General features: G+C 59.8%; 15 protein-coding genes. 6 read left to right on the top strand and 9 right to left on the bottom strand.

Going from position 1 to position 21,875, the window contains the following annotated elements:
• The first annotated feature begins 26 nt into the window (after positions 1–26).
• Positions 27–4,778, top strand: a complete 4,752-nt coding sequence (locus BLQ55_RS23940) for an RHS repeat domain-containing protein (protein WP_092257563.1) — start codon at positions 27–29, stop codon at positions 4,776–4,778.
• A gap of 186 nt (positions 4,779–4,964) precedes the next feature.
• Here the strand turns inward: BLQ55_RS23940 and BLQ55_RS23935 are convergent, their stop codons facing one another.
• A complete protein-coding gene (locus BLQ55_RS23935; RefSeq protein ID WP_092257560.1) occupies positions 4,965–6,554 on the bottom strand; it encodes an ABC-F family ATPase in 1,590 nt (529 codons plus the stop codon).
• A 404-nt stretch (positions 6,555–6,958) separates the two neighbouring features.
• Between BLQ55_RS23935 and lpxO the strand changes: the two genes are divergently transcribed.
• A complete protein-coding gene (gene lpxO / locus BLQ55_RS23930; protein WP_092257557.1) occupies positions 6,959–7,858 on the top strand; it encodes a lipid A hydroxylase LpxO in 900 nt (299 codons plus the stop codon).
• Positions 7,859–7,872: 14 nt separating this feature from the next.
• On the opposite strand, the gene ligD is transcribed toward lpxO, so the two are convergent.
• The gene (gene ligD, locus BLQ55_RS23925; RefSeq protein ID WP_092257554.1) at positions 7,873–9,861 is read right to left on the bottom strand and encodes a DNA ligase D; all 1,989 of its coding nucleotides are present in this window, start codon (positions 9,859–9,861) and stop codon (positions 7,873–7,875) included.
• 33 nt (positions 9,862–9,894) lie between these two features.
• Positions 9,895–10,785: a non-homologous end joining protein Ku gene (locus BLQ55_RS23920; protein ID WP_092257551.1), complete on the bottom strand. Its 891-nt coding sequence runs from the start codon at positions 10,783–10,785 to the stop codon at positions 9,895–9,897.
• Between the two features lie 199 nt (positions 10,786–10,984).
• On the opposite strand from BLQ55_RS23920, the gene BLQ55_RS23915 reads away from it, so the two are divergent.
• From BLQ55_RS23915 to BLQ55_RS23900, 4 genes are all read left to right on the top strand, one after another.
• On the top strand, positions 10,985–11,326 hold the full coding sequence (locus BLQ55_RS23915) for a hypothetical protein (RefSeq protein ID WP_092257548.1): 342 nt from the start codon (positions 10,985–10,987) through the stop codon (positions 11,324–11,326).
• A 47-nt stretch (positions 11,327–11,373) separates the two neighbouring features.
• Positions 11,374–12,522 (top strand): PQQ-dependent sugar dehydrogenase, encoded by a 1,149-nt coding sequence (locus BLQ55_RS23910; protein WP_092200795.1) that lies wholly within the window; start codon positions 11,374–11,376, stop codon positions 12,520–12,522.
• Between the two features lie 342 nt (positions 12,523–12,864).
• Positions 12,865–13,872 carry a threonine ammonia-lyase, biosynthetic gene (ilvA, locus tag BLQ55_RS23905; protein WP_092257545.1) on the top strand — a complete coding sequence of 336 codons (1,008 nt, stop codon included), beginning with the start codon at positions 12,865–12,867 and terminating at the stop codon, positions 13,870–13,872.
• Between the two features lie 383 nt (positions 13,873–14,255).
• Positions 14,256–14,537 carry a DUF1652 domain-containing protein gene (locus BLQ55_RS23900; protein ID WP_060742536.1) on the top strand — a complete coding sequence of 94 codons (282 nt, stop codon included), beginning with the start codon at positions 14,256–14,258 and terminating at the stop codon, positions 14,535–14,537.
• Positions 14,538–14,621: 84 nt separating this feature from the next.
• Here BLQ55_RS23900 and BLQ55_RS23895 read toward each other — a convergent pair whose 3' ends face one another.
• The 6 genes from BLQ55_RS23895 to BLQ55_RS23870 all read right to left on the bottom strand — a co-directional run bounded on the left by BLQ55_RS23895 (position 14,622) and on the right by BLQ55_RS23870 (position 21,794).
• The gene (locus BLQ55_RS23895) at positions 14,622–15,560 is read right to left on the bottom strand and encodes a carbohydrate kinase family protein (protein ID WP_092257542.1); all 939 of its coding nucleotides are present in this window, start codon (positions 15,558–15,560) and stop codon (positions 14,622–14,624) included.
• 12 nt (positions 15,561–15,572) lie between these two features.
• A complete protein-coding gene (gene xylB, locus BLQ55_RS23890; RefSeq protein ID WP_092257539.1) occupies positions 15,573–17,060 on the bottom strand; it encodes a xylulokinase in 1,488 nt (495 codons plus the stop codon).
• 218 nt (positions 17,061–17,278) lie between these two features.
• Complete coding sequence (locus BLQ55_RS23885; RefSeq protein ID WP_092257536.1) at positions 17,279–18,760, bottom strand: mannitol dehydrogenase family protein; 1,482 nt, start codon at positions 18,758–18,760, stop codon at positions 17,279–17,281.
• Positions 18,761–18,775: 15 nt separating this feature from the next.
• Positions 18,776–19,879, bottom strand: a complete 1,104-nt coding sequence (locus BLQ55_RS23880) for an ABC transporter ATP-binding protein (protein ID WP_092200806.1) — start codon at positions 19,877–19,879, stop codon at positions 18,776–18,778.
• A gap of 138 nt (positions 19,880–20,017) precedes the next feature.
• Positions 20,018–20,848, bottom strand: a complete 831-nt coding sequence (locus BLQ55_RS23875) for a carbohydrate ABC transporter permease (RefSeq protein ID WP_092257533.1) — start codon at positions 20,846–20,848, stop codon at positions 20,018–20,020.
• Between the two features lie 10 nt (positions 20,849–20,858).
• A complete protein-coding gene (locus tag BLQ55_RS23870) occupies positions 20,859–21,794 on the bottom strand; it encodes a carbohydrate ABC transporter permease (RefSeq protein ID WP_092257530.1) in 936 nt (311 codons plus the stop codon).
• Positions 21,795–21,875 lie beyond the last annotated feature (81 nt).

Below are 21,875 nucleotides of genomic sequence, written 5' to 3'. Positions count from 1 at the left end.
TTTGTTTCTTTCCAGAGGTGGCAATCATGACCGACTCCACGGCGGTACATTCCAACGCTTTCAATTTCATGAGTTACGTAGCGGGCGGGGTTGATCCTCGAACCAATCAATACACTTTTTCCATCAACTTTCCCGAATTCAAACCCAACTACTTGAACGGTCCGCTGCTGTCCCTGGCCATGGGCTTCAATCCCATGAACCGTCATGACAGCGGTTACGGCACCGGCTGGAACTTGCAGCAATCGCAATATCGGATTCAGCGGCAAATCCTGACCTTGAGCAGCGGCGAGCGTTACAAGGTTACGGCGCAACGGGAGGAAGGGCTTCTGGTCGAGCTTCTGATGAAAGAGAAAAAGCTCAACACCTTCCGTTTTTACCGTGATAAAGACGACGATCAACTCTACCGGCTGGTGCATAAGTCCGGTCTGGTCGAAGAACTCAGGGTCTATGGCCGGGGAGACGATGCGGTTGCCTTGCCTGTCCGGATGATCGCGCCGGAAGGTCATGCGGTGACGCTGGGGTACTTGCCCTTCGGTGCCCATGATTTCCGGCTTGCGAGCATCAGTGATGAGCGCGGCGATTTGCTGAAGGTAGACCGTCAGGAGGGCAGCGTCATCCTGGACCTGCACCCCACTGCCGGCGCCAACGGCACGCCGTTGGCGCGCTATTCGATGACGCTGGATTCCGGCACAGAGAAGTACGTCAACGTCATTACTTTGCCGAGCGAAGCGGGTCGGAACGTTGCCTGGCGTCTGAATTACAGGCCAGTGGGCGAATACACCTGCATCGTGTCGGTGGAAACGCCACTGGGCGGGCGGGAAGAAGTGGTCTATGACGCGCAGGGCCATGAGTTTCCCACCGGCAGTGGCCGTCAGCCCATACCGCGGGTGAAAGAACACCGGGTGTTCCCTGGCAGCGGACAGCCCATGGTAGAAACGCATTACAGTTTCACCGACGGTTCGACCTACCTGGAGACCAATAATTTCCTGGGTCGCAATCTGGCGCTGACCTGGAACGATGAAGGGTTGGATAACCTCTATCAGTTCACTGGCAGCCATTACGCCTACGGTTGCACCGAGCACCTGATGAATGGAGGGGTGGAGGTCCAGCGTATCAAACGTACCTTCAACCAGTTTCACTTGCTCACCCTGGAGACCACGACGCGCAACACCGTACAGCAGGAGGTCGAGACTGTGTATGGTCAGATCCCCGGTGGGTTCGATGGCCAGCCGGCCTGGTTTCAACTCCCTCACGAGGTCACCCACCGCTGGCGGTTGGGTAGCCAATTACGTAGCGAAAAGTCCAGCAGCACCTATGACAGCTACGGCAATCTGTGGGTTCAGACCCATCCCACAGGTGTTGTCGAAACCAGTTTTTACTACGATAAGGACGGCGAAGATGGCTGCCCGAAAGACCCCGATGGCTTCGTGCGCAATCTCAAAAGTCAAACCCAGACGCCCGCTCCTGGCTATGTGGCCGGTGCGCCGACCCTGCGGACCGATTATCGCTACGTGCTGTATCCATCGCTGGACGGCAGCGGACGTTCGTCGTGGCTGGCGCTCGAACGTGAAACGCTCACGCGAACGGCTCCCGGCGCCATCGTGGAATTACGTAGCACGACCTATGAGTACTACCACGACAAGGATGACGCGCAGGCGCATGAGGTGCATGGACGCCTGAAGCGCCAGTCGGTTGCCTTGAATGAAAAAGCAACGATAACCGACTACACGTACGGGGTGACGATGGGCACCCTGGCCGACGAGACGGTTCTGCAAACAGTGGAAACGCTGACGACAGACTTCGATCAGGTGCACAAAATCATTACATTGGAAAGCTCGCTACTCAACGGCGAGTCGCTGCTTGAGCGCGACGACAATGACGTAGAGATAAGCCGCACTTACGATGTGCTGAATCGGGTCACCAGTGAAACCGTGGCACCGAACGACCCACTCTACAAGGCAACGCGCAATTATGAATATTATCTCTCCGCCAGCATTGGGCAACGGGCCGAGCAATGGTTGTTCGACGTCAAGGGTGTGAAGACCGTGACGGCATTCGATGGGCTTAACAGGGCGGTTTACGAAGAGCGCAACGATGCCGACAGCAGCCAACCGACAATGCGCCAAACCTACGCCGCCCAGTACGATGTTTTCGGGAACCTGATCGAACAGACCGAATACGATTGGTGGGGAGCGCAGGAGAAACCCTTCAAGACACGGTTTCTGTTCGACGACTGGAATCAGCCCTTCTGCGAGATCGGCTCGGACGGCGTGGAGCGCTATAAGCAAGTCAACCCGATTGGCGATCGAAACTGGTCAGGCCCGATTGAACGAAGCTGGGAGCAGGATTTGACGAAGGTCCACTTCAGCGGGATCACTGAAACGCGTCTCAACCTGTTTGAAAAGCCTGTCCAGACAGAGCGTCTGGCCTTGGATGAAAGCGTAATCAGTCGGCAAAAGTATAGTTATGACGGGTTGGGACGGTCGGTGAAGGAAGAGTTGGGCCTCAGGGCTCCGTTGCGCGTTACCGAGTACAGCTATGATGCTTTCGACCGTATGACGCAAACCATCTTGCCTCAAGGTGCCAGGATTGTGCGCGAATATGCCGAGCACAGCGCTGAAGATTGGCCTACACGCATCAGCGTGGATGGACAGGAACTGGGAACGCAAACGTTCGACGGGCTGGGCCGCATGACCGAGTCGGTCACCGGAGGGCGTTTGCAACGCTATGAATACGATCCGCAGCAGACCCGACCTAAGACCGTGACCCCCGCCAGTGGTCAAACGGTCGAATACCAGTACAGGCCACAGTTGAGTGATGAACCTCTGCGTCGCCAACTTTCAGGTGGGGACATCTGTAACTACGAGTATGACCCGGCCAACGCGCGATTGACGAAGGCCAGCGTAGGCGGGCGGACACTGGCACGTACTTATTTCAGTTTTGGCGAGCCCAAGAGCGAAACCGTTGAAGCGGATGGGCAAACTTTCGCGATGGCCTACGAGTATAGTTTTCGCAGTCGTTTGCTCAGCTATACCGATGTGCTCGATCAAATACAGCAGTATGAATATGACCCTAAAGGTCGATTGGAGCGTACATCCTTGGGGACGACTTCGTCGGCCTTCACTTACGACGCCTTGGGGCGTGTCGCTAGCATCACCACGCAGGACATCGTCGACGGCGCACCGGCGAGAACCCTTGGTATCAGCCTTGAATACGATGAGTTTCATCGTGAAACAAAGCGTACGTTCGATCTTGATGGTGTTATCCAGGTATTGGATCAGGTATACGACGAGTTTGACTGTCTCGTGCGACGCACCTTGACCGAAGGCCCCCAGACGCTGCGTGACGAAACCTATGCCTATGATCTTCGTGGACGCCTGGAGACGTATACCTGTGCGGGCAGCCAACCGCCGATTGATCCGTATGGCAACAGGCTCTCGGGGCAAACCTTTATCTTCGATGCGATGGATAATCTGATCATCGTTATCACAGAGACGGTCGATGGAAAAAACAACATAGCCGAATATCATTATGAAAACCCGCAAGACCCTACCCAGCTGAGTCGAGTCACCCACTCAGGGGATGCGGGGCATCCAGACGAGCTGGTGCTTTCCTATGATGCCAACGGTAACCTGATTCAAGACGAGCAAGGCCGAGTCCTGGAATATGACGCGCTTAATCGGCTGCTCAGTGTGAGTGAGTCCGGATCGGGCAAAACGGGTAACTTCCAGTATGATCCGCTGGACCGGTTATCCAATAACGATGACGGTGGCGGTTCCCAGCAACATTTTTACAAGGGCGATCACATCGCCAACCTTGTGGACGGGGAGCGGAGCAGTACCTTCATGCGCGGCGATGACCATTTATTGGCAGAGCGTCAGGGCGACAACACGCTGTTACTGGCCGGTAATTTCACCAACAGTGTAATGAATGAAGTCAGCTCCGACTCAACCCATTCTCTTGCTTACAGCCCTTATGGCCATCGTAGCGCCGAACAACCTATCAGTACCGAACTGGGTTTCAATGGTGAACTGAGGGAGGCTCAGACCGGAGGATATATGCTGGGAAAGGGTTACCGGGTGTATAGCCCGGTGCTCATGCGATTCAATAGCCCGGACAGCTGGAGTCCATTCGGCAAGGGGGGGCTCAATGGGTATGCATACAGCCAGAGGCCGCTCGATGAGGTAGACCCTACGGGGCACTTCGTTGTTAACGCGGCGTTGGGCGCCTTGCTTTTAGGTGTTATAGCTGCCTCCGCAAGTGTTAGTGCAGCTCTCATCGACGACAACACGGCTCGCATTGTATTTATCGCCATTGCTTCGGTAGCGGGGGTGGCGTCGATTGGTTCAGGCGTGGCGGCATTTAGGATGACCCCAGCGCCGAATAGAATGCCCGTTGCGCATCCACGGTCTCGCGCTGGAACTGCTTCTCGCCCTACAGGCAATGTGCCGAGACCGACTAACGATCCACACGCTGCTACTGCTCCCCGGCTTTCTGTATCCTCAGCGTCGGGAAGGGCTGGCGATCCATACGCTGCTACTGCTCCCCGGCTTTCTGTATCCTCAGCGTCGGGAGGGTCTGGCGATCCATACGCTGCTACTGCTCCCTTTCCTTCTAATCCGCCGAGTTATTTTAAATCAACAGGAAAACTAGGAATCATGCCACCGAACCCTGGAGAAGCACCACCTAATTACAATGACCCTAATTATAGGCGCGTGCTGCAGAGTGGGGACAGTGACCGGAAATGGAGAGCGGATAATATTAGAATGGCTTTATAAGCCTAACCCGTGCATCGCCATCCCTTCACTGTGCTGTTAAAACCCAGCGTGTTCATGACGCATGGATTTCCTCATTCTTCTTGCATGAATTGCATCACGGGATAAGCGCATTGAAATACAAAAAGCCCTGTCACAGTGGACAGGGCTTTTTACTTGCCGTTTGAAGCTTGCAACTCGCAGCTGCCCTTAGAACACCACACCCTGGCTACGCAGGTAGTCGTCATAGGTGCCGCTGAAATCGACCACGCCGTCGGCGCTCAGTTCGATGATGCGGGTGGCCAGGGACGATACGAACTCCCGGTCATGGCTGACGAAGATCAAGGTGCCCGGGTAGTTTTCCAGCGCCAGGTTCAGCGCTTCGATGGATTCCATGTCCAAGTGGTTGGTCGGTTCGTCCATGACCAGCACGTTTGGCTTCTGCAGGATCAACTTGCCGAACAGCATGCGACCCTGTTCTCCACCGGAAATGACCTTGACCGACTTGAGGATCTCGTCGTTGGAAAACAGCATGCGGCCCAAGGTGCCACGCACCAGTTGTTCGCCGCCCTGGGTCCACTGGCCCATCCAGTCGAACAGGTTGACGTCGTCTTCGAAGTCATGGGCATGGTCCTGGGCGTAGTAGCCCAGTTCCGCGGCGTCGGTCCACTTCACGGTACCGGCATCCGGTTCCAGTTCATTGACCAGGGTACGCAGCAAGGTGGTCTTGCCGATACCGTTCGGGCCGATGATCGCTACGCGCTCACCAGCTTCGACAGTGAAGCTGAAGTCCTTGAACAGCGGCTTGCCGTCGAAGCCCTTGGCCATGCGTTCGACAATGACCGCCTGGCGGTGCAGTTTCTTGGTCTGCTCGAAACGGATGAAGGGGCTGACGCGGCTTGATGGCTTGACCTCGGCCAGCTGGATCTTGTCGATCTGCTTGGCGCGGGAGGTGGCCTGCTTGGCTTTCGAGGCGTTGGCCGAGAAGCGGCTGACGAACGACTGCAATTCGGAAATCTGTGCTTTCTTCTTGGCGTTGTCCGACAGCAACTGCTCGCGAGACTGGGTCGCCACGGTCATGTACTCGTCATAGTTGCCCGGGAACAGGCGCAGTTCGCCGTAGTCCAGGTCCGCCATGTGGGTGCAGACACTGTTCAGGAAGTGACGGTCGTGAGAGATGATGATCATCAGGCTCGAACGCTGGGTCAGCACGTTTTCCAGCCAGCGGATGGTGTTGATATCCAAGTGGTTGGTCGGCTCGTCGAGCAGCAGCACTTCCGGGTCGGAGAACAGCGCCTGGGCCAGCAGCACACGCAGTTTCCAGCCTGGCGACACTTCGCTCATCGGGCCGAAATGCTGCTCGATGCCAATCCCCAGGCCCAACAGCAGTTCACCGGCGCGGGATTCGGCGGTGTAGCCGTCCATCTCGGCAAATTCGGTTTCCAGCTCGGCCACGGCCATGCCGTCTTCTTCGGTCATTTCCGGCAGCGAATAGATGCGGTCGCGCTCGGCCTTGACCTTCCACAGCTCTTCGTGCCCCATGATCACGGTGTCGATCACGGTGAGTTCTTCGTAGGCGAACTGATCCTGGCGAAGTTTACCCAGGCGCACGTTCGGTTCGAGCATGACCTGGCCGCCGGAGGGCTCGAGGTCGCCGCCGAGGATTTTCATGAAGGTCGACTTGCCGCAACCGTTGGCACCGATCAGGCCGTAGCGGTTACCCGCGCCGAACTTGACAGAGACGTTTTCGAACAGTGGCTTGGCGCCGAACTGCATCGTGATGTTAGCTGTAGAGATCAAAGGTTTATCCTGCGGAACATTCAGAGTAGCTAAGGGTGCGGCAGTACCTGTTCAGTACCTGTTTGCGCACGTTCCGACCGCGCAAAGGCGTCGTGGTCGCAAGCGCAAGGGTCCATCCGGCATAAGAGGACAGCAGCATACGGAGCGCCTGGCCCGGCAGACGTACGCCGAAGCCGCGATTTGCGGTATCGGCCAAAGGGGGCGCGTGATATTTGGCGGCGATTGTACTGATCTGGCCGCATAAACGATAGGGGATTGCCCGGGCAAGACAGTTTTTCACAACTTTGGGATAACTTTTGCTTACAACCTGTGGCTAAAATGCCATCTCACCCGATGCCATCTCCCTTGCCGCTTGGCTGGCCTGGAGACGCAGCCTGTTCACTCCTGCATTGTGACGGACTTTCGTGAAGCTCATCATTGTCGCGATTTACCTCCTCTCCATTGGCTACGTTCACCTGCGCGGACGCGTGCGGCATAAGATCGGGCGCCAGTTGAGCGATCATTCGTCTTTTCTGGCGCCGATCAATTGCCTGCTTTACCTGTGCTCGAAACTGCCGAACAAGCCTTTCCTGAGCCCGGCGCAATTCCCCGACCTGAGCCCGTTGCAGGCCCATTGGGAAGAGATCCGGGCCGAAGGCCAAAGCCTGCTGCGCGCCGGGGAGATCAAGCGCTCCAATCAGTATGACGACGTGGGCTTCAATTCATTCTTCAAGACCGGCTGGAAGCGTTTCTACCTGAAGTGGTACGGCGACAGCCATCCCTCGGCCATGAAGCTGTGCCCACGCACCACGGAACTGGTGCAAAGCATCGGTTCGATCAAGGCAGCGATGTTTGCCGAGTTGCCGCCGGGATCGAAGCTGGTCCGCCACCGCGACCCGTATGCCGGGTCCTATCGGTATCACTTGGGCCTGGAAACGCCCAACGATGCCGGCTGCTACATCAATGTCGATGGCGAGCCCTATCATTGGCGTGATGGCGAAGCGGTGATTTTCGACGAAACGTTCATCCATTACGCCGAGAACACCACCGCCCAAAACCGCATTATCCTGTTCTGCGACGTGGAACGGCCGATGAGGTTTCGCTGGGCCACCGCCTTCAACCGCTGGTTCAGTCGTACCGTGATGGCGGCGGCCGGTGCGCCCAACGACGCGGGTGACAGGACGGGCGGCCTGAACCGGGCGTTCTCCAGGCTCTACAAGATCCGGTTGCAAGGCAAGGCCCTGAAGAAGCGCAACCGCACGCTGTATTACCTGCAGAAGTGGGCTTTTTTCGTTGGTTTACTAGCGATCTTCGTCTGGATTTGAACGCTGGATTGTCCTCATGCCTCGGGTTTTTGCGCATCCAGTTGCTCCCACATCCTGGCGGTAATCCGCTGGCGGTGGTTGTAGCCCTCCCAAGGATCGGCGCCCAAGCTTTTGGCCCGTTCCAGCGCGGTATACATGTCCCATTGCTGGGCATTGCGCAGGGTCGACAGCTCGGCCCGGGAAATTGGCACCGAGACCGGCAGGCCTGGCCTGGCACGTACCGAATAGGCGGCTACTGTGCTGGCTCCACGGGCGTTGCGCAGGTAATCGACGAATATTTTCCCGACGCGGTTCTTCGGTCCCATGGTGGCGGTGATGCGCTCGGGCATTTGCCGGGTCAGGAACTGAGAGATGGCTTTGGCGAACGCCTTGGTGGTGTCCCAGTCTTCATTTCTCGCCAATGGCACGATCACATGCATGCCTTTGCCACCGCTGGTCTTGAGGAAGGCCTGCAAGCCCAGCTCGTCGAGCACCGCCAAGGTCATGCGGGTCGCCTCGATCATGGCGCTCCAAGGCAGTGACGGGTCCGGGTCCAAGTCCAGGACAAACAGGTCAGGTGTCTCGATCCGATCATGGGTCGCGGCCCAGGTGTGCAATTCCACCGTGCCCATCTGCGCCGCGCCGACCAGCGCGTGGATATCATCGATCTCCATCAGGGCGGCATGGCCCGGGTCCAGTTGCGGATCCAGCTGCTTGATGTGGGGAATCTCCAGGCGATCGGCGTGTTTTTGAAAGCACAGTTCTTCGCCGATACCGTCCGGTGCCCGCAGCAGCGCTACCGGGCGCAACTTGAGGTGCGGCAGGATCCAAGGGGCGATGTCCAGGTAATACTGCGCCAGCTCGGCCTTTTGCACGCCGCTGACGCTATCGATGACCCGCTCGGGGTGGGTGATCGTTACCCCGTCGACTTTGGCGGTGCTGGCTTTTTTGCGACGCTGGGGTTTTGGCGTGGAGGGCTTTATCGGCAGGGGCTGCTCCCGAACCACTGTGCTGGCGAGTGTATGGGGCGGCAAGCCCAGAAAAATAGCTTGCCGCACCTGGTTATCGCGGGTCCACTCGGTGAATTCCACTTCACAGGTCAGGGTCGGCTCGACCCATTGCACGCCGCGTCCCTGGGTACCGTTGAGCGGCTCAGCCAGTGGCGAGGTCTCGCGCTGCTGGGTACACAGTTGCTCATGCAATTGCTTGATCTGTACCTGGCTGAACCCTGTGCCGACCCGGCCGGCATACACCAGCCCCGTTGCTCCGTTGACGGCCAGCAGCAGCGCGCCGAAACCGCTGCGCTTGCCTTGGGGGCGGGTGAACCCGACGATCACGAAGGCTTGGCGCAGGCGGCACTTGAGCTTTACCCAGTCGGCGCTTCGGCGGGACATATAAGGGCTGCCCAAGCGCTTGCCGACCACGCTGTCCAGTGAGAGCGCGATGGCGCTTTCGAACATGTCGTGTTGGCTGGCGGAAAACGACTCGGAAAAGCGCAGGCGCTTGCTGGCGTTGTTGCCGAGGGTTTTTTTCAGCGCCGCACGGCGTTCCTCCACCGGCGCCTGGCGCAGGTCGACGCCATTGAGAAAGGGCGCATCGAACAGGAAATACACCATGTCAACGGTGCGGCTGATTTCGAAGGCCTCGCGCAGGGCGGCGAAATCGCAGTGGCCCGTTTCATCGAGAAGGACCAGTTCGCCGTCCAGCCAACTGTCCCCCAGGCCCAACCCGGCCAGGGCGTCGGCATGCAGCTTTAGCCGATCGGTCCAATCCTGGTGATTGCGGTTGTATAAACGCACTTCACCGTGTTCGATGCGGGTCAGCAGGCGATAACCGTGGAACTGGACTTCATAGCGCCATTCACCGGTGGGTGGCTCGTCCACGGGCGTGGCCAGCTGCGGCGACAGACGCTCGGGCAGACGGGGGCCCGGGGCTGTCTTGCCCCCTCGGCCAGGGTTGCGGGGCGTCGTTGCGTCCGACTCGGTATTGGACAAACGAGCAGATTCACTCTCGGCGTTGGCCATGACAGATTCCCTTGTATTGCACACGCCAGGGTTTTAGCCCCGGGAGGCCTTGGTGGCTTTTTTGGCAGGAGCGGATTTACTGGTTTTCGCGGATTTTGCCGGGGGCTTGCCGGCGGATTTGTCGGTGCCCTTGCCCTTGCCGCCCAGGCTGCGCTTGAGCAACTCGGTCAGGTCGATGACATCGGCGGTCTTGCGTTGTTCTTCGCCCGGATCGGTCTCCACGGCTTCGAGGCGGCCTTCGTTGGCCTTTTTCTCCACCAGTTCCATGATCTTGTCTGCAAAACTGTCCCGGTATTCTTGCGGCTCCCAGTCGGCGCTCATGTCTTCCACAAGACGCTTGGCCATTTCCAGCTCGCCCTTGGCCAGGGTCGGATTCGTGACCTCGTCGCCCAATTCCAGGACATCCAGCTCGCGCACCTCCGCGGGCCAGCGCAGCATCACCAGCACCAGGGCCGATTCAAGGGGCATGAGGGCGGCCAGGTGCTGGCGGGTATGCAGCACGACGTAGGCCAGGGCTACCTTGTGGGTCTTGACCAGGGTTTCGCGCAGCAGGGCGTAGACTTTGCCGCCACGTTTGTCGGGGGCGAGAAAGTAGGGCGTGTCGATGTTTTGCAGGGGGATCTTCTCGCTGGCGACAAAAGAAAAGATATCGATGGTCTGGGTGGACTTGGGGTGGGCGGAGCGGATTTCCTCTTCGCTGAGCAGCACGTACTGGCCTTTCTGGTACTGGACGCCCTTGACAATGTTTTCCTTGTTCACTTCCTTGCCCGTAGCCTTGTTGACCCGCTTGTAGCCCACCGGGTCCATGCTGCGTTTATCCAGCCAGTCAAAATCCACGCCCTGTGAAGAGGTGGCCGACACCAGCGCGACGGGGATGTGAACCAGCCCGAAACTGATTGCGCCTTTCCAGATTGCCCGAGCCATGGTGGTGTTTTCCTTGCCGGTGGATGTCTTTCTGGTGACCTTCGCGCCTCGGGAAAAGTTTCCATTGCGGGGCGAGCAAGCTTGCTCACACCGGTGTTTGGAGACGCTTCGTTACATCTTCACCGGGTTATTTCGCTTAACAAGGGCGAACCTGCGGCGTAGCGTGCTTTCGATATGCCTGAACCCAAGAGGTGTCCCCATGAACAGGCTGATGCTCGTCATCATGACGCTATTACTGACTGCCGCTGCCCAGGCCGCCACGCCCAGCACAGGCCCAACGGTCCTGGCCCAAAACCTGCCGGGTAACGACAATCCCTATAACAGCCCGACGCGCCGGGCCAACCCCAATAGCATGCAGGGCACCCGGCCCAACGTGCCGACGATTCATCACAACCCGACAGTGCCGGTACCACGGCCACCGACCCTGGAAAATGGCGGCATTGGCAATGGCTATCCGCGTTCCGGCCAGCCGTCGGGTTCGCCGCGACCGACCATCGAGTCTCCTGCGCCACAGCGCAACAGCCAGAATGGCAACCGCTAGGCGCTGGTACCCGTTGTTCTCTTTCAACACCGCAGAAGGAAATGTGCATGTTGCGTAAAACACTCCTGGCCGCATTCTGCGCCAGCGCTGTCCTGACCCTCGCCACCCCGGCCAGTGCCGCGCCAACCCAGTCATTCAAGAGCGAGGAGGGCACGCTGGAAGTGACCACCGTGGTCAAGGGGCTGGAGCACCCGTGGTCCGTTGCGTTCCTGCCTGGCCAACAGGGCATGCTGGTGACGGAGCGAGGGGGCAACCTGCGCGTGGTCAGCCCCGACGGCCAATTGTCCGCCCCCTTGAGCGGCGTGCCCGAAGTGTGGGCCAAGGGCCAGGGCGGCCTGCTGGACGTGGTGCTGTCACCGGACTTCAAGCAGGATCGTACCGTCTATCTGTCTTATGCCGAGGCGGGCGCAGACGGCAAGGCCGGTACCGCCGTGGGGCGGGGGCAACTGGCCGAAGACCTCAAGAGCCTGAAGAACTTCGATGTGGTCTTCCGCCAGCAACCCAAGCTGTCCACGGGCAACCACTTTGGCTCGCGACTGGTCTTCGACCGCGACGGCTATCTGTTTATTACCCTGGGGGAAAACAACGACCGGCCCACCGCCCAGGACCTGGACAAACTGCAAGGCAAGATCGTGCGCATCTACCCAGATGGCAAGGTGCCCGACGACAACCCATTCGTCGGCCAGAAAGGCGTGCGTCCCGAGATCTGGTCCTACGGCATGCGTAACCCCCAGGGCGCCGCACTCAACCCTTGGAGTGGCACCCTCTGGGAGAACGAGCACGGGCCCCGGGGCGGCGATGAATTGAACATCATCGAGCGCGGCAAGAACTACGGTTGGCCACTGGCGACCCACGGCATCAACTACTCCGGCGCCCCGATTCCCGAGGCCCAGGGCAAGACCGTCGAAGGCGCCCTTGACCCTCACCACGTCTGGCAGGTCTCACCGGGGCTCAGCGGCATGGCGTTCTACGACCAGGGGCGTTTCAAGGCCTGGCAACACAGCGTGTTCATCGGTGCCTTGGTGTCGGGGGAACTGATCCGCCTGCAATTGCAAGGCGACAAGGTCGTCCATGAAGAGCGCCTGTTGGGCGAGCTCAAGGCGCGAATCCGGGATGTCCGCCAGGGCCCGGATGGGTATCTCTATGTGTTGACGGATGAGGACGACGGAGCCTTGTACAAAGTCGGCCTCAAATAATTGGAGAAAACTGTGGGAGCGAGCTTGCTCGCGATAGCGGTGCGTCAGTCAGCGCTCATGTTGGCTGACCCATAGCAATCGCGAGCAAGCTCGCTCCCACAGGTGATGCTGTTCACTTGAGGTCAATGCAGCGAATATCGGCTGGCACTTGATATTGCCCATTGACTTGCCGCCGCAGCACCGCTAATTTCCAGGCATGAACTCACCCGTATTGCGCAGCCAGCCAAGCATTATTACCGCCATTCCTTATTTGGCGGGCTAGCTGACGGCTGCACCGAACCCGCCCTCGAGGCGGGTTTTTTCTTTCTGTCTCCTGGGCTCCGAGCGAACCAGGAGATCGCCATGACCGCTGCCCACACCGAGCAAACCCTGCTTGAGCACTATGTAAAGAAAATCCTCGCCGCGCCGGTCTACGCATTGGCCGTGCGCACGCCATTGCAAGCGGCGCCCGCGTTGTCCGAGGCCTTGGGCAACCGGATCCTGCTCAAGCGCGAAGACTTGCAACCGACTTTTTCCTTCAAGATCCGCGGTGCCTACAACAAGCTCGTGCACCTGACCCCGGAGCAGCGGGCACGGGGCGTCATCACCGCGTCAGCCGGCAATCACGCCCAGGGCGTCGCGCTGGCGGCACGGGAGCTGGGTATTTCGGCCAGCATCGTCATGCCCGTGACCACCCCGCAACTGAAGGTGCTAGGCGTGCGCAACCGCGGCGCCGAGGCGCTGCTGTACGGCGACAGTTTTCCGTTTGCCTTGGCTCATGCGCTGGAGTTGGCCGAGCAGACCGGGCGGGAGTTCGTCTCGCCATTCGACGATCCGGAGGTGATTGCCGGGCAAGGCACCGTCGCCATGGAAATCCTGCGCCAGCATCCCGGCCGGCTGGACGCGATTTTCGTTCCGGTCGGAGGCGGGGGGTTGATCGCCGGGATCGCGGCCTACGTCAAGTACCTGCGCCCCGAAGTTCGCATCATTGGCGTCGAGTCGCAGCACTCTGCCTGTCTCCAGGCTGCACTGATCGCCGGGGAGCGAGTGACCTTGCCCGAGGTGGGAACCTTCGCCGACGGCGTGGCCGTGGCGCAGATCGGCGCCCATGGCCTGGATATCTGCCGTTTCTGTGTCGATGAGGTGATGACCGTGAGCAACGACCAACTGTGCGCCGCGATCAAGGACATCTATGACGACACCCGTTCGATCACCGAACCGTCGGGGGCGTTGGCGGTGGCGGGCATCAAGCAATACGTGGCGAACACGGGCGCGCGAGGCGAGACCTTGGTCGCGATCGATTCGGGTGCCAACATCAATTTCGACAGTTTAGGCCATGTGGCGGAGCGGGCGGCGGCAGGAGCTCTTTGAGTTTTTTACGCTACGTCACACTTTTTTTATAGCAGGCGACGGATGCCCACTTTCTTCTTCGCAATAGGGACTAATCTAGGTTGCGAACAGGATAAAAGTGATTGCAGTTTGCATGGAAAAAACAGCCTTTCCTTGCACTTTGCACGAGCTCTCTGGCGCGGGACGAAGCTAAGCGCTTGATTCATATCAATCCGGAAGGTCGTCAATACAGGCATATTTTTTGCGGGATGGTTCAGGAGTTCGCTTGAGTGAACTCGTTAACTGAAAACGCCAAGAAAGAACGAACGGCACGGTATCCAGAGTCCCAGTCCGCAGGGAAGAAAACGGACGAAAGTACCGCCGTCGTGAACATAAATTGGCCGCCTCAACAGGAGAGAGTCGCCATGTTTTTATCTGCCCTCGAAATGCGAAACATCATTGAAAGCAGCTTGCTGCCCAAGCGCTCGCAATGCACGTTGTCACCTGAGCTGACGATGACGATCAAGATCTTCGATGACCACAGGACCGACCATGTGGCCTTGCTCAAAACGAATATCGATGCCAGGAAACTCACCGGGTGCCGAGCCATCAACGACCTGATTGCCGAGTTGCGTACGGAGCTTGACCACAACCCCGCCGCAGGCAATCACTTTCATCAGCAACACCATCGAATGACCGGGCGCTGATTACGGCCTTGTCATTTTTCCCCTGACGCTCGGGTCCGGTGATGTCCGAACCCGGCGTCCAGCTTTTCAGTTATAACGCGCAAGTCAGGCCAGTTGCTGCCGATAGGGCAGGTCCGGCCCGGTTTTGCCGCACGTCAGTGCTGCGGCGCGAATGGCGAACTCAAGCATGGCGCTGACCTGCTCGCGGGTCAGTGTCTGCAAGCCCTCGATCGAATCCAATTGTTGTTCAGTCAGCCACGCAATCAGCGCGGCCTGGAAGGTATCGCCCGCACCCACGGTGTCGGCGATCTTCACCGGGCAGGCAGGCAGCGACCATGTGCCGTGCTGGCGACTGAAAACCGTAGCCCCCTGGCCGCCACGGGTCAGGAAGACCATTTGGCAACGGTGCTTCAACCAACCTTCGATGACCGCCTGGGGCTCGATTGCTGGGTAGAGCAGGCCCAGGTCCTCGTCACTGACCTTGATCAGGTCGGCATATTGCACCAGTGTCGCGATCCGCGAACGCCATAGTTCGATGTCCGGCTGAGGGTTGAGCCGCACGTTCGGGTCGAGACTGATCAGGCGCCGGCCGCTTTCCCGTTGCACCAGGGCCAGGAGCGTGTCGGCAATGGGCTGGACCACCAGCGAGAACGAGCCGACATGCAAGCCACGCACTTCAGGACCCAGTTCCGGTAAATGGGCCAGGCTCGGTTGCCGGTCGGCACACCCTTCGCCGCGAAAGCTGTAGTGGGGCGACCCATCGGCGCCTACGGCGACCATCGCCAGGGTGGTCGGCGCGTCGAAGTCCAGCAGGTATCGGGTGCTGACCCCTTCGTTGAGCAGCACCTGCTGCAAGCGACGGCCCAGGTAGTCGGTGGACAATCCGGTGAACAGCGCCGATTCAATACCCAGGCGGCGCAACCCCACCGCCACATTGAACGGCGAGCCACCGGCAATCGCCTTGTAGTTCACCTGCGAGGCAGGGCCATCCGCCTCGGTTTCACTGAAAAAATCAAACAGCGCTTCACCACACACCAGATACATAATTGCCCGCTCTCAAAGGGTTGCGACGTGTTGTCGATAACGTTCATAGGCCTGCTGGGACGCCGTGACATGGGCGGTGACTGGCCGGGTTTCGCTGGCCGCGTCGAGCTTGACGCAGCGCTCGCACAGTTCGGCGAGGCTGTCTTGCGCGCCTGAATGGCACCACGCCGCCTGGATCGCCGCACCCAACGCAGCCGCTTCGCTTTGTTCGGTGCAAATGACTGTGGTGTCCATGATGTCGGCGACGATCTGCCGCCACACCGGGCTCTTCGAGCCTCCACCGATCAGGCGAATGCTCTGGGCCTTGAGCCCGTTGGCCCGTAACAGGTCCAAGCCATAGCGCAAACCGAAGGTCGTGCCTTCGACTACGGCGCGGCACAGGTTGGCCCGGGTCAGGTTGGTGGTGGTCAGGCCCAGCAGGCTAGCGGTGGCATGGGGCAGGGCAGGTACCCGCTCGCCGTTGAGGAACGGCAGCATGCAGACACCCTCGGCACCAATCGGGGCCTGGACGACCAGGGCGTTGAAGGCGTCGATGTCCAGGTCCAGCAGCTCGCGAATCGCCCCGGTGGCGTTGGTCAGGTTCATGGTGCAAATCAATGGCAGCCAGCCACCGCTGGAGGAGCAGAACGTTGCCACTGACGGTTGCGGGCTGATCGCGGGTTCGGCGGCATAGGCATAGACCGTGCCGGAGGAACCGAGACTCATGGTGATCACGCCGGGCTGGATGTTGCCGGTGCCAATGGCGCCCATCATGTTGTCGCCGCCACCACTGGCCACCACTGCGTCGGGGTTGATGCCCAGGTGCGCGGCAATAGCCGGCAGGATGCGTCCGACCGGCTGATGGGCCTCGATCAGCTCCGGCAGCGCCGCTTGCAAACGTGCGCTGGGGTCGATGTGTTGCAACAATTGCACGTCCCATTGGCGGGTGCGCACGTTGAAATAGCCGGTCCCCGAGGCATCGCCATATTCGCTGCAATGGCGGCCGGTGAGCCAGTAGTTGAGGAAGTCGTGGGGCAGCAGGACGCTGGCGATGCGTTCGAATACCTGGGGATGCTGCTCCTGCGTCCAGAGCAGTTTGGAAACCGTGTAGCCCGGCGCGATCACCACGCCGAGGCGTTCGAGGCTGCCGTCTTCACCGCCCAGGTACGCCAGGAGCCGATCGTTTTCCGGCGTCGTCTCGGTGTCGCACCACAGCTTGGCCGGGCGCAAGACCTGCCCCTGGTCGTCAAGCAGCACCAAGCCATGCTGCTGGCCGGACACGCCGATGCCGAGGATCGCCTGGCCATCGACCCCGGCGGCGGCCAACGCCTGATGAGTCGCCTGGGTGAATGCGTCGAGCCATTGCCGGGTGTCTTGTTCACGACGACCGTTGGCCCCGCTGATCATGCTGTGGGCAGCGGCGCCCTGGCCAAGTACCTGGCCGCTGATCGCATCCAGGATCAGCGCCTTGGTGCCTTGGGTGCCACAGTCGATGCCCAGGAACAGTTGTTGGTTTGCCATAGAAATCCTTGATATCAATGAACCGTCAGCACAGAACTGTTTGGGCCGGGACATGGTGGAGCCTGTGGCGAGGGGATTTATCCCCGCTGGGCTGCGAAGCAGCCCTGACACTGACGACTCGGTGTGTCAGATTCACTGAGTTGTTCGTGTCTTGGGGACGCTTCGCGTCCCAGCGGGGATAAATCCCCTCGCCACAAAAAGCGACCGCATCCGCAGGCTTATTCTGCGTCAGCCAATACCCGCTCAAGTGTTCGTGTTACCCCGTGCTCGCGCAAGCTGTTGCAGCACCATTCGAATGCTGCCACGAACTCCGGCGAGCGGGGGATCGCCGTGCCAAAGATTTCTTCCACCTCCAGCATCCGCTGGGTCACCAGCGCATCGTCAGCCACCAATGCCTGGCAGAACGCTGCCCGCGGGTCCGGGATCGAATACGTCACGCCGTTCTCGTCCACGCCCTTCAGGTACATGGCCCAGGCCGCCACGACCAGTGCCGCACGGCGGGTTTCGCCGCCATCGGCAATCAAGCGGTTGAGGGTCGGGACGGTGAATTTTGGAAACTTCGACGAGCCGTCCGAACAGACCCGCTCCAACTGATCGGCAATCGCCTGGTTGGAAAAACGTTCCACCAGGGTGTTCTTGTAGGCGGTCAGGTCGATGCCCGGTACCGGTGCCAGTTGGGGCGTCACGTCCAGGTCCATGTAGGCGCGTATGTAACGCACGAACAGCGGGTCGTTCATGGTTTCGTGGACGAAGCGATAACCCTTGAGAAAGCCCAGGTAGGTCAACGCCAGGTGACTGCCGTTGAGCAACTTGATTTTCATCTCTTCATAGGGAGAAACGTCATCGGTAAACTGTACGCCGACCTTTTCCCAGGCCGGGCGACCGTTGACGAATTTATCTTCCAGCACCCACTGCACGAATGGTTCGCAGACCACCGGCCAAGCGTCGTCGATGCCATGTTCGTCATGCAGTTGCAGGCGATGGGCGACGCTGGTCATGGGTGTGATGCGATCGACCATGGCGTTGGGGAAGCTGACATTGCGGTCGATCCACTGCCCCAACTCCGCGTCGCGCAACACGGCGAAGGCCAGCAACGCCTTGCGGGTCACGGCGCCGTTGTGGGGCAGGTTATCGCAAGACATCAACGTGAACGCCGGGATACCGGCCGCGCGACGCTTGGCCAGGGCGGCGCAGAGAAAGCCGAAGACGGTTTTCGGTGCTTCGGGATGGGTCAGGTCGTGCTGGATCTGCGGCAGATGGGCCATGAATTCGCCATTGCTGTCGTCGATGCAGTAGCCACCTTCGGTAATGGTCAGCGAAACGATGCGGATCTGCGGCTCGGCCAGCTTGTCGATCAGCGCCTGGGCGCCATCTTCGGCCAGCAACATGTCATTGATCGCGCCAATCACCCGGACTTCGGTGTCATCGGTATCGCCCAGCTCGTACAGGGTGAACAGGTAATCCTGGCTGGCCAAGTCATCCCGGGCGCGGCGATCCTCGGTCCGCAGGCCCACGCCGCAGATGGCCCAGTCCAGGTCGGCACCGGTGTTCATCAGCGCATCGGTGTAGTAGGCCTGGTGAGCCCGGTGGAAACCGCCGACACCGATATGGGCGATGCCCTGGCGGATGTCGCCCAAGGGGTAGGCGGGCAGGGCTACGTCGGGGTTGAGGTTGTGCAGGTTTTGTCGGTTGAGTTTCATCGCAATTCTCGGCAATCAGGCGGCGGCGCGCAGCGCGCGGCTCACCGCCACGCCCTCGGCATCGAATAAGTGGCAGTGTTCGGCGTCCAGGTGCAGGCTCAGTTGCTCGCCGAAACGGCTCGCCAGGTCGCCGCGAACCCGCATGGTCAAGGCTTCGCCGGATGTCGTGACGACGTGACAGAAGGTGTCGCTGCCCAGTCGCTCGCTGACGTCGGCGGTGACTTGCAACGTGCAATCGCCCGGTTGCGCCAGGTTCAGGTGTTCCGGACGAATCCCCAGGGTCACCGCGCCGCCAACGCTCAGGCTGGCACCGCTGCGCGGCAGGTTGATACGCGTGCCGGCGTCCAGCAGCACCTCACAGCCCTGGCTGTCCAGGGCGGTGACCTTGCCTTTGAGGAAGCCCATTTTCGGCGTGCCGAGGAACCCGGCGACAAACAGGTTGGCAGGCTGGTGATACAGCTCCAGCGGTGAGCCGACCTGTTCGATGCGCCCGCCATTGAGCACTACCACCTTGTCGGCCAGGGTCATGGCTTCGACCTGGTCGTGAGTCACATAGATCATGGTCGCCTGCAGCTCCTTGTGCAGGCGTGCCAGTTCCAGGCGCATCTGCACCCGCAGGGCGGCGTCGAGGTTGGACAGCGGTTCGTCGAACAGGAAGATTTTCGGGTTGCGCACGATGGCCCGACCGATCGCCACGCGCTGGCGCTGGCCGCCGGACAGTTGCTTGGGCTTGCGCTCGAGCATCGGCCCCAGTTCGAGGATGCGCGCCGCTTCGTTGACCTTCTTCTCGACTTCGGCCTTGGGCACACCGGCCAGGTCGAGGGCGAAGGACATGTTCTTGCGCACGCTCATGTGCGGATACAAGGCGTAGGTCTGGAACACCATGGCCAGGTCGCGCTTGGCCGGGCTGACTTCGGTAATGTCCCGGCCATCCAGTTCGATGGTGCCGTCGCTGACCTCTTCCAGACCGGCGATCAGCCGTAGCAGCGTGGATTTGCCACAGCCCGACGGGCCGACGAAGACCACGAACTCGCGGTCGTTCACCTCAAGGTCGATGCCCTTGATGATGGAGAAGCCTTCGAAACCCTTTTGCAAATTCTTGATTTTCAGGTTGGCCATGATGATGGGCCTCCACTTGTCATTTATTCAGTTGACTGGGAAAGATCGCAGCCTCGTTGCACTCGACAGCTCCTACAGGGCTCGTGAAGGCTGTGGGCTGTGTGTAGGAGCTGGCGAAGCCTGCGATCTTTTGACGGTTCATTTCACCGCGCCGAAGGACAAACCGCGCACCAGCTGTTTCTGGCTGATCCAGCCAAAGATCAGGATCGGTGCGCAGGCCAGGGTCGAGACGGCCGACAATTTGGCCCAGAACAAACCTTCCGGGCTGGAATAGGAAGCGATCAATGCCGTCAGGGGCGCGGCCTTGGAAGAGGTGAGGTTCAGCGACCAGAACGCCTCGTTCCAGCACAGGATCAGCGACAGCAGCACGGTGGACGCCAGGCCGCCCTTGGCAATCGGCAGCAGCACGCGGACCATTTCCTGCCAGAGCGTGGCGCCATCCAGGCGTGCGGCCTCGAGGATGTCGCGGGGAATGTCCTTGAAGTAGGTGTAAATCATCCAGACCACGATGGGCAGGTTGATCAGCGTGTAGATGATGATCAGCGCGACACGCGTGTCCAGCAGGCCAAATTGCTTGGCCAGCAGGTAGATCGGCATCAGCACCCCCACCGGTGGCAGCATTTTGGTGGAGAGCATCCACAACAACGTGCCTTTGGTGCGCTGGGTTTCATAGAACGCCATGGAGTAGGCCGCCGGTACCGCGATCAGCAGGCAAAGGGCGGTGGCGCTGAAGGAAATCACCACGGAGTTCCAGGCGAAGCTGAAGTAGTTGCTGCGCTCGTTGATGTGCAGGTAGTTCTCCAGGGTCGGCGTGAAGATGAACTGCGGCGGCGTGGCGAACGCGTCGATTTCAGTCTTGAAGCTGGTCAGCACCATCCAGAAGATCGGGAAAAAGATCAGGATCGCGATGGCCCAGGCCAGCGTGCCCAGCAGCAGGCTTTGCAGGCGACGGGATTGTTGAAGAGTCATGGCGACGGCCTCATTGCTTGTCGGTGAGGTTTTTGCCGATCATCCGGACCAGGATGATGGCGGCGATGTTGGCAATGACCACGGCAATCAGGCCACCGGCCGAAGCCATGCCGACGTCGAACTGCACCAGCGCCTGGTTGTAGATCAGGTAGGCAAGGTTGGTGGAGGCATAGCCGGGGCCACCGTTGGTGGTGGTGAAGATCTCGGCGAACACCGACAGCAGGAAGATGGTTTCGATCATCAGCACCACGGCAATCGGGCGGGCCAGGTGCGGCAGGGTCAGGTGCCAGAAGATCGCAATGGGGCCGGCACCGTCCAGGCGGGCGGCTTCTTTCTGTTCCTGGTCCAGCGACTGCATGGCGGTCATCAGGATCAGAATCGCAAAGGGCAGCCATTGCCAGCTCACGATGATGATGATCGACAGCAGCGGGTAATGGGCCAGCCAGTCCACCGGCTGGGCGCCGAACAGCTTCCACACCGAGGCGAGGATGCCCGAGACCGGGTGGAAGATCAGGTTCTTCCAGATCAGCGCACCGACGGTGGGCATGATGAAGAACGGCGAGATCAGCAGCACGCGGACGATGCCGCGACCGAAAAACTCACTGGCCTCCAGCAGCGCGCTGATCAATACCCCGAGGACGATACTGATAAACAGCACGCTGCCCACCAGCAACAAGGTATTGGTGGCGCCGGGCATGAAACCCGAGTCGGTCAGGAAATAGGTGAAGTTCTCCAGCCCGACGAATTCGTTTTCGCCGGGGTAGAGCAGGTTGTAGCGGATCATCGAGAAGTAGACGGTCATGCCCAGCGGCACGATCATCCACAGCAGCAACAAGGCCACCGAAGGGCTGACCAGGAACCAGCCGGGGTTGGCCAGGCGGATCTTGCGCGCCGGCGGCGGGGCAATCTCGATGGGGGCTTTGGCGGTTGTAGTTGAGCTATTCATGGCATTGAACCGATTTTTGCGGGCCTATGAAGATCCACTGTGGGAGCGAGCTTGCTCGCGATGGCGTCGTGTCAGTCACTC

This window comes from Pseudomonas sp. NFACC13-1 (assembly GCF_900104425.1).
GTDB classification, from domain to species: domain Bacteria; phylum Pseudomonadota; class Gammaproteobacteria; order Pseudomonadales; family Pseudomonadaceae; genus Aquipseudomonas; species Aquipseudomonas fluorescens_AA.
The sequence above is the reverse complement of the archived record's forward strand: the minus strand, read 5'-3'. Positions and strand labels throughout refer to the sequence as shown.